The sequence below is a fragment of the Paenibacillus sp. FSL R7-0652 genome, assembly GCF_038595045.1.
Taxonomy (GTDB): Bacteria; Bacillota; Bacilli; order Paenibacillales; family Paenibacillaceae; genus Paenibacillus.
In genome coordinates this window covers 125,054-137,500 of sequence record NZ_CP152001.1, presented here as the reverse complement: position 1 = coordinate 137,500, position 12,447 = coordinate 125,054, and the positions used below count along the sequence as shown (strand labels likewise).

The 12,447-nt window shown below is 46.9% G+C and carries 11 protein-coding genes and 1 other RNA gene; all 12 read right to left on the bottom strand.

Features of this window, described 5'->3' with window-relative positions; genetic code table 11:
- Positions 1 to 6: 6 nt before the first annotated feature.
- Positions 7 to 282 carry a DUF2508 family protein gene (locus MKY97_RS00635; protein ID WP_342553668.1) on the bottom strand — a complete coding sequence of 92 codons (276 nt, stop codon included), beginning with the start codon at positions 280 to 282 and terminating at the stop codon, positions 7 to 9.
- Positions 283 to 477: 195 nt separating this feature from the next.
- Positions 478 to 1,077 (bottom strand): recombination mediator RecR, encoded by a 600-nt coding sequence (recR, locus tag MKY97_RS00630; RefSeq protein ID WP_342553667.1) that lies wholly within the window; start codon positions 1,075 to 1,077, stop codon positions 478 to 480.
- A gap of 35 nt (positions 1,078 to 1,112) precedes the next feature.
- Positions 1,113 to 1,424 carry a YbaB/EbfC family nucleoid-associated protein gene (locus tag MKY97_RS00625; RefSeq protein ID WP_342553666.1) on the bottom strand — a complete coding sequence of 104 codons (312 nt, stop codon included), beginning with the start codon at positions 1,422 to 1,424 and terminating at the stop codon, positions 1,113 to 1,115.
- Between the two features lie 57 nt (positions 1,425 to 1,481).
- Complete coding sequence (dnaX, locus tag MKY97_RS00620; protein ID WP_342553665.1) at positions 1,482 to 3,227, bottom strand: DNA polymerase III subunit gamma/tau; 1,746 nt, start codon at positions 3,225 to 3,227, stop codon at positions 1,482 to 1,484.
- A gap of 175 nt (positions 3,228 to 3,402) precedes the next feature.
- An RNA gene (gene ffs / locus MKY97_RS00615) (signal recognition particle sRNA large type) lies at positions 3,403 to 3,670 on the bottom strand.
- A 154-nt stretch (positions 3,671 to 3,824) separates the two neighbouring features.
- The gene (rpmE, locus tag MKY97_RS00610; protein ID WP_056698168.1) at positions 3,825 to 4,022 is read right to left on the bottom strand and encodes a 50S ribosomal protein L31; all 198 of its coding nucleotides are present in this window, start codon (positions 4,020 to 4,022) and stop codon (positions 3,825 to 3,827) included.
- A 103-nt stretch (positions 4,023 to 4,125) separates the two neighbouring features.
- On the bottom strand, positions 4,126 to 5,400 hold the full coding sequence (locus MKY97_RS00605) for a radical SAM protein (RefSeq protein ID WP_342553664.1): 1,275 nt from the start codon (positions 5,398 to 5,400) through the stop codon (positions 4,126 to 4,128).
- A gap of 144 nt (positions 5,401 to 5,544) precedes the next feature.
- Positions 5,545 to 6,870, bottom strand: coding sequence for a transcription termination factor Rho (gene rho, locus MKY97_RS00600; protein ID WP_111273529.1), 1,326 nt, complete (start codon positions 6,868 to 6,870; stop codon positions 5,545 to 5,547).
- A 493-nt stretch (positions 6,871 to 7,363) separates the two neighbouring features.
- Positions 7,364 to 8,617 (bottom strand): UDP-N-acetylglucosamine 1-carboxyvinyltransferase, encoded by a 1,254-nt coding sequence (locus MKY97_RS00595; protein ID WP_342553663.1) that lies wholly within the window; start codon positions 8,615 to 8,617, stop codon positions 7,364 to 7,366.
- A 147-nt stretch (positions 8,618 to 8,764) separates the two neighbouring features.
- On the bottom strand, positions 8,765 to 9,619 hold the full coding sequence (gene fba, locus MKY97_RS00590) for a class II fructose-1,6-bisphosphate aldolase (protein ID WP_123067144.1): 855 nt from the start codon (positions 9,617 to 9,619) through the stop codon (positions 8,765 to 8,767).
- A 274-nt stretch (positions 9,620 to 9,893) separates the two neighbouring features.
- Positions 9,894 to 10,280: a response regulator gene (locus MKY97_RS00585; protein ID WP_342553662.1), complete on the bottom strand. Its 387-nt coding sequence runs from the start codon at positions 10,278 to 10,280 to the stop codon at positions 9,894 to 9,896.
- Positions 10,281 to 10,570: 290 nt separating this feature from the next.
- On the bottom strand, positions 10,571 to 12,175 hold the full coding sequence (locus MKY97_RS00580; protein ID WP_342553661.1) for a CTP synthase: 1,605 nt from the start codon (positions 12,173 to 12,175) through the stop codon (positions 10,571 to 10,573).
- Positions 12,176 to 12,447 lie beyond the last annotated feature (272 nt).

Below are 12,447 nucleotides of genomic sequence, written 5' to 3'. Positions count from 1 at the left end.
CTCTGTCTACATGCTGGCCTCTTTGTCAGTAACCGCTTCATTAACCTCAATTAATCTTTTAGCTCGCTTCAGATGGATCTGATATTTCCTCTCGGCTGCTTCAAGCACATAGATGGCATAGTCAATCTCATCCTCTCCCAGCGCATCCTCAAACTGTCTCATCGCACGCTCCCACTCATGTTTAGCCTTCTGCACATCTGAATAGATCTGTTCCGCTTCCAACTCCGCCAGTTCTCTCTTCCGTTTATCCCCCAACCTCTGTGTTCTTCGCCACATCAGCATAAAGACCCCTCCCTCATCGTCTGAACAGCACATTCTCATACATATCAAGGGAAGGACAAACTTAGAACTTGGACATATCTTTTTACACATAAAAAAAGAAGAGGGCGACGGCCCTCTCCTGAAATCCTATAATCTTATAGCTATTTAATTTCATGATCAATACAGTCCCATCTTGCTGGGCAGCTGCTTGTTCCCTTAGCGCATTTCCCTGCGCCCTTCCAGCGCCTTCGAGAGGGTAACCTCATCCGCATACTCCAGATCTCCACCCACAGGCAGTCCATGAGCAATACGGGTCACACTAATCTCAAACGGACGCACCAAACGCGAGATGTACATTGCAGTAGCCTCGCCCTCAATGTTCGGATTCGTTGCCAAAATCAATTCTTTGACACGCTCATCAGACAATCGGGTCAACAGCTCTTTCAAACGTATGTCATCCGGACCAACCCCCTCCATTGGAGAGATTGCTCCCTGCAGCACATGATAGTATCCATCGTATTCTTTGGTACGCTCCATAGCCACCAGATCTTTTGAATCCTGGACTACACAGATTACAGAACCATCTCTCGACTTATCCTGACATATCCGGCATGGGTCCGTATCCGTAATATTACAGCACACCGAGCAGTAATGAAGATTACGCTTCACACTGACGAGCGCTTTGGCAAAATCAATAACGTCATCTTCCTTCATGTTAAGCACATGAAAAGCTAAACGCGCAGCTGTCTTCGGACCTACACCCGGCAGACGGGTGAAGGCATCAATCAGCTTGGCTATCGGTTCAGGATAATACAATCAGTTGTGTCCCCTTTTGACAGGATCAGTTTAAATTAAAACAATCCCGGAATATTCATGCCGCCTGTGAATTTACCCATATCCTTATTAGCAATTTCGTCTGCTTTGGCCATAGCATCATTAACGGCAGTCATCACAAGATCTTGAAGCATTTCAACATCATCAGGATCTACTGCTTCAGGCTTAATCGTAATGGAAAGCAGCTTTTTGTGTCCGTTAACCTCAGCAGTCACTACTCCACCGCCAGAAGTTCCTTGAACGGTTTTGTCCGCAAGCTCCTCCTGTGCCTTCAGCATCTGCTCCTGCATTTTCTTCACTTGCTTCATCATTTGGTTCATGTTATTCATATCCGTCATCTCCTTTAGTATGGTTATCTCAAATTATACACTTTACATTCAAACGTACTACTCTTTAATGACTACAAGGTCTTCACCAAATAGCTGGATCGCTTCATCAATCCAAGGCTGTTTATCGCCTGAACCGCCGTCTTCATGCTCAGGTTCAAGCTTAAAATCCTCCTTTGGCGCCTCAGAAGCTCCTTCCATCGCACCCGTCCAATCCTTGAGCATCATCGTGACAAGTCTTGCCGGACGCCCAAGCTGTTCGGAAAGCACACGCTCAATGACATCACGATTCGCCTGTTTCTCCGTTGTCTCACGGTGGATGTTGTTCTTAAAAGCAACCAGCACATTATCTTCAAGCAGCGAAACCGGCTCTCCATCCATAAACCAGGCATGAACCGTGACCTTCTCCTCTTTGACACGCTGCAGGATTTGGCTCCACTTTTTGCTGATCTCCGCAAACTCCGGAGACCCTTTGCGCGCAACGTATTGGTCCAGATGGGCCGGCAGCTTTGCCGGCGCATTGGCTCTAGACATCGGCGCACGAGAGGCTGGGCGGGCAGGCGCATTTGAAGCAGATTCTCCACCCGACAAACCGCTTTTAAGCGCCCGATCAAGCTTTTTCTCGAGTTCGGCAAGCTGCTGTTTCAAGCGATTAATCTCTCCGGTATCTGCCGGCGCCGATGGGGATGGCGCCCCAACCTGAGCAGTTCCTCCGCCAGAGGCAGGGATACTGCACAGTTTAAGCAGCGCCACCTCAAATAATGTCTGCGGCTGGACGGCATATTTCATCTCGCTCTGATAACGATTCAGCGTGTCAATCATCTGGAATAGCTGTTCTTTAGTGAATGACTCCGCCATATCTCGAAACGATTCAGGATTCAGCACCCGATCCGTCAGTTTGTCCGCATCCGGCACCATCTTGATCATCAGCAAATCTCGGAAATAATAGAGCAGATTCTCCATACATTTGTCTGCACTCTTGCCTTCATGCATAAATCCTTCAATCATCTGCAGAATATGACCGACATCCCCTTTAAGCAAAGAGGCTGCGAGCTTGGCAAACTGCTCGGAAGCAATGCCGCCGGTCATGTCCATAACCTGCTGATACGTTACTCGTCCATCTGTAAATGAGGAGATCTGATCCAGCACGCTGAGCGCGTCCCTCATCCCTCCATCCGATAAACGCGCAATGTACTGCAGCGCATCGTGATCCGCCTCCATACCTTCCTGTTCACAGATCAAGGTCAGTCTGGCTGTCTGCTCGTCGAGAGATACCCGGCGAAAATCAAATCGCTGACAGCGCGATATAATGGTAGCCGGTAGTCGATGCGGTTCTGTCGTTGCCAAAATAAACATCACATGCGGCGGCGGTTCCTCCAATGTTTTGAGCAAAGCATTGAACGCTTCCGTCGTCAACATATGCACTTCATCGATAATATAAACTTTCTGCCGGACTTCGGTCGGGGCATATTTCACCTTTTCCCGAAGATCACGGATCTCCTCAACGCCCCGATTGGAGGCAGCATCAATCTCCTGCACATCCATCACAGCGCCACTCGTAATTCGGCGGCAAGCCTCACATTCGTTACAAGGCTCAGCTGCAGGTCCGCGTTCACAGTTTACAGCTTTGGCCAATATTTTGGCCGCACTTGTCTTCCCCGTCCCTCGGGGCCCGCTGAACAAATAGGCATGGGAAGTTCGCTGTTCACGAATCGCGTTCTGCAAAGTCTGAATAATATGCTGTTGTCCCACCATATCCTGGAACGACTGAGGACGCCACGCCCGGTATAACGCGATATGCTCCATGATGCGTTACCTTCCTTCCACTTCGCATTCGAGTCCGTTGTCGTCACCCCATTATACTATATTCCAGGGTGAATCCAAACTTTATCTGACTCATTTATAGGCGGTTTTTTAACATATCAAAAAAGACCCCTGCATCCATAACGCTGCAAAGGTCTCTACATTTTGAAAAATTAAGCCGTGCACCTGCTATCGATATTTGCGATCCAAGCGGCACCCCTGAACAATAGCTCGGGCTAGGCAACCCTCCGGCACAAGAGTGATCTCACTTATGGCTGCTTCCTTCCGGACCTGACCAGGTTCATGAGTACTCATTGCGGAGGACCCAACCGTCAACACCACGTTCAGGGACCAAACCTCACATCGACAAAACCTCTAACAGGAATTCAACCTCGCTATAGCGGATTGCGAGTTACAGGGCACCGCTACCTCCCCATCTAGCACGGTAAGAAATAGTATAACGTAAGGCAGTCCAAATTGCAACCAGCTGCAAACTGGAAACGAACGTGCATCACTGAAAATAAACAACTAAAAACCCCTGCCAGAACAGCAGGGGTGATTGGGATACAATAATTAGACAACTCACAGGGAATTGTACGATTAGATTCCGTATTTCTTTTTGAAACGATCCACACGGCCGCCAGCATCGATAAACTTCTGTTTACCTGTGAAGAACGGGTGGCACGCGGAGCAAATCTCTACACGAAGTCCGTCTTTAACCGAACCAGTCTCAAAAGTATTACCGCATGCGCAGGATACTTGACCAATCGTGTATTTAGGATGAATTGCTTCTTTCATTACCTTTCACCTCTTTCCGCCCTGAGCCTCAAGCGGACCCAGAGTAAATGGCACAACACAGCAGATTATAACACGGCCTAAATCCGGTTGCAATCTAAATAGTTCAGGAGGTGATCAGCTTTTTGGGACGAGCCATCCCTGCTGGTGGAACATGGGTATAAGACCCGATAACTACATCCGGCAGCTCTTCGGCGAAGATTTCCAGCATCTGCTTCATTCCAAGAATGTCACCCTGTGCTGGCGGAATTAACTCCAGATAACTCTCCGGGTCGATATTCAGATTACGCATTTGAATTAATCGCAGATTGGTTCGACGGGCAAACTCAATCATCGCTTCAATCTCTTCTTCACGATCCGTCACACCTGGAAAAATCAGATAGTTAATGGACGTGTATACACCTTGATCAGCAGCATACTTCATGGACTTCTCTACGTTAGCAAGTGTATATCCACGTGGTTTGTAGTACGCATTGTAATGATCATCCAGTGCACTGATCGTACTTACACGCATCAGATCAAGTCCGGCGTCTACAATTCCGCGAATATGATCATTCAAACCGGCATTGGTGTTGATGTTGATGTACCCCATATCTGTAATAGAGCGCACTTCCCGGATCGCTTCAATAATCAGCTTGGCCTGTGTGGAAGGCTCTCCTTCACATCCCTGTCCAAAGCTAATAATGGATTCCGGCGTTTTCAGATGCTCCAGCATGACTTCAACGATCTCATCGACACGCGGACGGAAGTTCATCCGCGTCTGCGGCGATACGAAGCCGCTGTCATCCGGCTGTTCCGAAATACAGCCGAAGCAGCCTGCGTTACAGGAATAGGATACCGGCACGCCGCCTTCCCACCGATTCAAGAAAGTATTGGAGGAAGTAAGACATTCGTAACCAAGCGCACAGTTAGATAGATGGGTATAGAGGCGGTTCTCGGGATACTTCTCGGTAAACCGTTTAACCCCGGAACGCACATCGTCACGATCACAGTTCATTGGGTTCCATTTCTCCGGGGTATCGGATTGGGAAGCCGTCACGTAGAACCCTCCATCTTTCCATACAACTGCCGAATATCCGAACAATGGGAGCTTGTATTCTTTGTCTGTCTTCACGTAACCGGGCAAGCACAGACGTGTAAAGCCTTGCGGAAGCAGTGCGCCTACGGCCTGTGTGTCACTTGGCAGTGGCAGCATCTCGCCTGTATCCGGGTCCATACCAATCGGCCGGGTACTTGGAAGCCCGACTAATGTTGCGCCTTCTGGCAGAGGAATGAGTTCATCCTCCATAATTTCCACGATCATATCTCCACTGCGGGCGAGTCCGTACAGGGAAGGATGATCAAATACATTACCTTTTTCATCTGCGTATACTAAATACATGATGTTCTCCTCACATCTATTAGGTTAAACCTGACGACAAGTGTACTGAAATGCAGCGTATTTAAACCTGCAGCAAATTATTATATTACTAAACAGTTACGGTCAGCCTGCATAAAATATAAAATCAGACTCGGGAATCTAATGTTAATTCGATGTTCCCGAGGTAGCTGTCTGTCTGGGCGAACGGCGAGTCGTTGTCGTTCCTGAATTGCTGGAAGGACTGTTGCCAGCTGCATCAAACGCAGCCAGGAACTCAGCATTGGTTTTGCTGTTACGCAGTTTTTTCAGGAAGCCTTCCACAAAGTCATGAGAATCATTCATATTTTTGCGAATTGCCCAGATTGTATCCAGCTCTTCCTTACTGAGCAGCACCTCTTCCCGGCGAGTACCGGAACGGCGAATATCAATGGCAGGGAAAATACGGCGTTCAGCCAATTTACGATCCAGATGAAGCTCCATATTTCCTGTACCTTTAAATTCTTCATATATAATGTCATCCATACGTGAACCGGTGTCAATCAGCGCTGTTGCAAGAATGGTCAAGCTACCGCCTTCCTCCACATTACGAGCAGAACCGAAGAAACGCTTTGGACGATGGAACGCCGCCGGATCAATACCACCACTCAGCGTACGTCCTGATGGTGGAATGACCAAGTTATATGCACGAGCAAGTCGTGTAATGCTGTCCAGCAGAATAACAACATCTTTTTTGGCTTCAACAAGCCGCAGCGCACGTTCCAACACCAGTTCCGCTACCTTGATATGATTCTCTGGCAGCTCATCAAACGTAGAAGCCACAACTTCCCCTTTTACCGAACGAGACATATCCGTAACTTCCTCTGGACGTTCATCAATCAACAAGACAAATAGTTCAATTTCAGGATTGTTAGTTGAGATGCTGTTGGCAATTTCTTTGAGGAGAAGCGTTTTACCGGCTTTGGGAGGTGCTACGATCAATCCACGCTGTCCCAACCCTACCGGGGCAAGCACATCCATGATACGTGTGGACAAATGGCTCGGGGATGTTTCAAGAACCAGTTTTTTCTGCGGATACAATGGGGTTAATGCCGGGAAGTGAAGTCTTTCCGCAGCCGCCGATGGATTCTCACCATTCACAGCGTTGACTTGCAATAAACCGAAATATCTTTCATTTTCCTTTGGCGTTCGGCATTTACCTGATACAAGGTCACCCGTTCTCAGATCAAACTTCCGAATCTGTGAAGCAGAGATATAGATGTCTTCTGTACTCGGCAGGTAGTTAATCGGCCTCAAGAAACCGTACCCTTCAGGTAAAATTTCAAGCACGCCCTGCATAAACATCAAACCGCTCTGTTCCGCTTGTGCACGAAGTATAGCAAAGATTAATTCTTTCTTTTTGAGGGTCCCATAATAAGGAATCTGGTATTTTTTCGCCAGCTTATAAAGGTCCGTTAGTTTCATTTCTTCCAAATCGGAAATTTGTAGATCCATATAATAACCACCTATTCAATTAATGAGTCCGTCAAATGGATAGCTTCGTCAGCTCTTTAAGCTGCAGAGGGCGATTCTAACCACATTCTCTTCTGTCCATTGTACGGAATGTAACCGTTATAATGCAAATACTTGTCTTTGTGTGTAAGTTTCCGGGTGGAGTGGCCATATCATGGCATGATCCGCTAATGAGTGAACTCCTAACATGGGGCGATCGATCCGGGAAGACCGGCTATGGAGCGCAGGTTCAAACAAATCCGGGGATTGGGGAAAAGAATGATTTTCAAAAAATCTATAAGGAATGATGTTCATAAAGCCTTATGTTGTTTATTTCAAAAAAAGACCCTCCGGCACAAGAACTGGTCATGTTCATCATATCCGGAAGAGAATTCAAAATCTATTAGAATAGTATACCCCATTCTACTATAGGTTATGCAGCACCGCTATAAACACGCATTAAGCGAAATTCATGCGATGCTGCAGCCTTATTCTGCTATTCGGTTTCTCGCCATACGTCTGCACCGAGCAGCCGCAGATTAGTTACCAAATGATCGTAGCCGCGATCAATAAACTCAACACCCGTCACCTCAGTAACACCCTCACTCACAGTAAGTCCCGCAATGACGAGTGCTGCACCAGCACGAAGATCAGATGCTTTTACTTTAGCTGCATTCAGTGCACTGCCTTCAATAATTGCAGATCGACCTTCAACACGAATTTTGGCACCCATGCGAACAAGCTCAGGCACATGTTTGAACCGATTGCTGTATACAAAGTCACTCAGTACACTTACACCGTTCGCCTGTGTTAAGACACTGGTCATCGGGGACTGCAGATCGGTTGGAAAGCCTGGATATACCAGTGCCTTCACATCGACATGGCTATATTGCGGCTGTCCAATGACACGAATGCTTTCGTCTAGTTCCTCGATACCTACTCCCATCTCCAGCAATTTGGCTGTTAAAGCCTCCAGATGTTTGGGAATGACATTATCAATGAGTACATCTCCGCGCGTTGCCGCTGCGGCAATCATATACGTACCCGCCTGAATCCGGTCCGGAATGATAGAGTGGCGGCAGCCCTTAAGCTCCGAAACTCCTTCGATCCGGATTGTTTCAGTACCCGCACCTTTGATGCTGGCACCCATGGAATTCAGAAGTGTTGCTACATCTATAATCTCAGGCTCTTTAGCCGCATTTTCAATAATTGTAGAGCCTTTGGCACGAGTGGCCGCCAGCATAATGTTAATGGTTGCACCTACACTGCTTACATCAAGATATATTTTAGCTCCGCGCAGCTCTTTGGCATGCAGATGGATGGAGCCATGTTCATTCGTTACAGTTGCGCCAAGCGCTTCAAACCCTTTAATATGCTGATCAATTGGACGAGGCTCAAAATTACAGCCCCCTGGCAAACCTATAGTTGCTTCTTTAAAACGTCCCAGCAGCGCTCCCATCATGTAATACGAAGCACGAAGCTTCTTCACGGGACCGTTTGGCATAGGAATGGATTTAATATCGGAAGGATCAATCCTCATCTGGCTGCCTTCCCAAGTTACACGTGCTCCAAGTTCCTCCAAAATTTCCGCATAAACTGCCACGTCACTTAGCAGCGGCAAGTTATCCAACACGACCTCTGACTCGGCAAGCAATGCTGCAGGAATAAGCGCAATGGCGCTGTTTTTGGCGCCGCTTATAGTCACAGTTCCCTGTAACGGACGTCCGCCGCTGATCATCAATTTTTCCATAAAGCTTAATGTCCCCCTACGTGTTTTGCAGCCGATGAACGGCAATACGTGCTGATGGCTAACGGTATAGAAATAAGGTGTGAAAATGGAAAGACACCGGCTAGGCGGTGTTCTTCCATTTCACAGTATGGAACTTGCAAAGATAAATTACGCTTTGTTGTTGGAACCAAACTCACGGATTTTACCTTTAACGGTTTCTTTGATTGCTTCGCGGCCTGGTACGATGAACGTACGTGGATCGTAAGCGTTTGGTTTTGCTGCAAGCACTTCGCGAACTGCTTTTGTGAAGGAGATTTGGTTCTCTGTGTTCACGTTAATTTTGGAAGTACCCAGGGAGATTGCTTTATCGATATCGTGTTTAGGAATACCTGTACCACCGTGCAATACGAGTGGAACTTGTACTGCGTCACGAACTTCTTCCATTTCTTTGAAGCCCAGGTTTGGCTCGCCTTGGTAAGGACCATGTACGGAACCCAGAGCTGGTGCCAAAGTATCGATACCTGTTTCTTTAACAATGCGGATACATTCGTTCAGGTCAGCGTATTGAATACCACCAATAACGTCGTCTTCTTGTCCGCCTACAGTACCAACTTCAGCTTCTACAGAAACACCTTTAGCGTGTGCATATTCAACGACTTTTTTAGTCATTTCGATGTTCTCATCGATCGGGTGATGGGAACCGTCGATCATAACGGATGTAAAGCCAGCATCGATTGCTTCTTTACATTTGTCGAAGCTTGAACCGTGGTCCAGGTGAATTGCAACTGGTACGGAAATTTTCATGTCAATCAAGAGTCCTTCTACCATTTTAACAACAGTAGTAAAGCCGCCCATGTGACGTGCTGCACCTTCGGATACGCCCAGGATTACTGGGGATTTCTCTTCTTCAGCGGCTGCAAGAATCGCTTGAGTCCACTCAAGGTTGTTGATGTTGTATTGACCAACTGCGTATTTTCCTTCAAGTGCTTTGTTCAACATGTCTGTCATAGATACTAATGGCATGGTTTCAATCCTCCTAGGGGTTTGGGTTGTGTCTATGGTTTTTAGCCGAAATCACATACGGGCCTATTATACCACATCCCATGTCAAATACTAAACAAGCATTTGCAAAAATGCTGTGCTTTGCAGCACAGTTTTCAGAGACACCGCAGGACAGCGCCCCTATTTCCAATATTCCCCGCACAAACAGGTGAAATACCCCATTTTCTCATGATTCGACATGGAGATCATTACACAGAACAGTAAGTGACGCAAAAAAATCCTGTATCTACAGGATTTAGCTGCACTTGTTCGCAGCATTATTGCGAAGCTGCATATTGACGGCCACACGCATCTCATCGATATCAAACGGTTTCGTAAAATGCATGAGCGCTCCCAAATCAGTGGCTTCCTTAATCATGTCCAGTTCTCCGTACGCGGTCATCATGATAACCTTGATATCCGGGTCAATCTCCTTAATATGCTTCAGGATTTCAAGCCCGTCCATACCCGGAATTTTCATATCGAGCAAAACCAGGTCCGGCTTATCATTATTGACAATCTCCAGTGCAATTTTGCCGTTTGGCGCCTGAAATGTGTTGTATCCTTCACTACTGAACACTTCCATTAGTAGAATTCGAATACCGTTTTGGTCATCGACAATCAGAACTTTTTTATCTTCCACGCTGTAACCTCCTAGAATTAGGAAAGCATATACATTATACATCTGGATAACTATCCCATAGTCGTCATGATAAGTATTCTACCTCTGCGGTAAAAATCCTTCTATAATCTCAAACATCTTCCATTTAAATCCTTCTATAAATCCCAGGCTTCTGGCATAAGGATTTTTCCTCTTCTTTCCGATTATACAGCAGGTGTTCCGATCCTTTTTCGCCAAAAAAAGGATGCCCCAGCTGCCGTCATGGGAGCTGAAACATCCTTGTATACTTAACTTTTTAGTTTAATGGTCCTTTATTTCTCTGCATTCTCCAGGGAAGCTTTCACAAACTCACGGAACAATGGCTGCGGACGGTTCGGACGGGAAGTGAATTCCGGGTGGAACTGTACTGCCAGGAACCATGGGTGTCCTGGAAGCTCGACGATCTCAACCAGACGTCCATCCGGTGAAGTACCGGAAATAACAAGACCCGCTTTTTCAATCGCTTCACGGTATTCATTGTTGAACTCGTACCGGTGACGGTGTCTTTCATATACCAGTTCATCATCATAACAAGACATCGCCAAAGAACCTTCCTGAAGCTTACAAGGGTATAGACCCAGACGCATCGTGCCGCCCAGATTTTCGATATCTTTCTGCTCAGGAAGCAGATCGATCACCGGGAATTCCGTAGCCGGGTTGATCTCGGAACTGTTCGCGCCGTTCAATCCAACGATGGAACGTGCGTATTCAATAACGGAAACCTGCATGCCCAGGCAGATACCGAAGAACGGAATGTTTTTCTCACGAGCATAACGAATTGCCGAAACTTTACCTTCAATACCTCGGTCACCGAAACCGCCAGGAACAAGAATCCCGCCAACGCCGTGCAGCAGGTCACCTACATTCTCATCGGTAATATCTTCGGAATGAATCCAGCGAATTTTCACATCCGCATTGGAGGCAAACCCTGCATGTGACAACGATTCTACCACACTCAGATACGCATCATGCAGTGCCACGTATTTACCAACGATCGCAATTTCAACTGTCCGCTCCAGCTTGCTGATCCGGTTTACCAAACCTTCCCACTCGCTCATATCCGGTGCCGGAGTAGTCAGTTTCAGGTGATTTACCACGATCTCATCCAGACCTTCCTCACGAAGGTTAAGCGGCACTTCGTACAACGTACTTGCATCGCGGCATTCTACTACCGCATTTTCGTCGATATCGCAGAAGAGTGCGATTTTGGCTTTCATATCCTTCGACAACTCATATTCTGTACGGCAAACGATAACGTTCGGCTGAATACCAATGCTGCGCAGTTCCTTCACACTGTGTTGTGTCGGTTTTGTTTTTACTTCACCAGCAGCTTTGATATATGGAATCAATGTAACGTGAATGTACATCACGTTGTCACGACCTACATCACTCTTGATCTGACGGATGGCTTCCAGGAATGGCAGGCTCTCGATGTCGCCTACTGTACCACCAATCTCGGTAATAACAACATCCGAACCTGCTTCACGTCCAGCGCGGAATACACGCTCTTTGATTTCATTTGTAATATGTGGAATAACTTGAACCGTACCGCCCAAATACTCTCCGCGACGCTCTTTGCTGATAACGGAAGAGTACACTTTACCTGTCGTGACATTGCTGTTTTTGGAGAGGTTGATGTCGATAAAACGCTCATAGTGGCCAAGGTCCAGATCCGTCTCTGCGCCATCATCGGTTACGAATACCTCACCATGCTGATAAGGACTCATGGTTCCCGGGTCAATGTTAATGTATGGATCGAATTTTTGAATCGTTACCTTGAGTCCTCTGTTCTTCAGCAATCTGCCCAGCGAGGCTGCCGTAATCCCTTTGCCCAGGGAGGACACAACTCCGCCCGTCACGAAAATATACTTTGTCACTGTTATTACCCTCCTAATATAAGTACAGAAATTCAGGCGATATATGGTGTTATCGTAACCCGTTTCCCAGGTAATCATCGTTAAAAAGAGCAATGGCAGAAATTAACTGCATCTGCGAACTGCTCTTTCTAGCGAAGACGGCTTAAACTACACATCATTCCTGGCAAATAATAATGCAAACTTTCCGGGAGCCTTCATCCTCGCTTGTCCCCAAACCAAGCACCACCTGCAGATTCCATTTCCTTGTTTGAACATGCAAAAAAACAGGCCGA

Excerpts from the sequence above, each read along its gene's own strand:
- MKY97_RS00635 (WP_342553668.1), bottom strand. The coding sequence starts at position 282 with ATGCTGATGTGGCGAAGAACACAGAGGTTGGGGGATAAACGGAAGAGA.
- MKY97_RS00625 (WP_342553666.1), bottom strand. The coding sequence starts at position 1,424 with ATGAATAACATGAACCAAATGATGAAGCAAGTGAAGAAAATGCAGGAG.
- dnaX (WP_342553665.1), bottom strand. The coding sequence starts at position 3,227 with ATGGAGCATATCGCGTTATACCGGGCGTGGCGTCCTCAGTCGTTCCAG.
- rpmE (WP_056698168.1), bottom strand. The coding sequence starts at position 4,022 with ATGAAAGAAGCAATTCATCCTAAATACACGATTGGTCAAGTATCCTGC.
- MKY97_RS00605 (WP_342553664.1), bottom strand. The coding sequence starts at position 5,400 with ATGTATTTAGTATACGCAGATGAAAAAGGTAATGTATTTGATCATCCT.
- rho (WP_111273529.1), bottom strand. The coding sequence starts at position 6,870 with ATGGATCTACAAATTTCCGATTTGGAAGAAATGAAACTAACGGACCTT.
- MKY97_RS00595 (WP_342553663.1), bottom strand. The coding sequence starts at position 8,617 with ATGGAAAAATTGATGATCAGCGGCGGACGTCCGTTACAGGGAACTGTG.
- fba (WP_123067144.1), bottom strand. The coding sequence starts at position 9,619 with ATGCCATTAGTATCTATGACAGACATGTTGAACAAAGCACTTGAAGGA.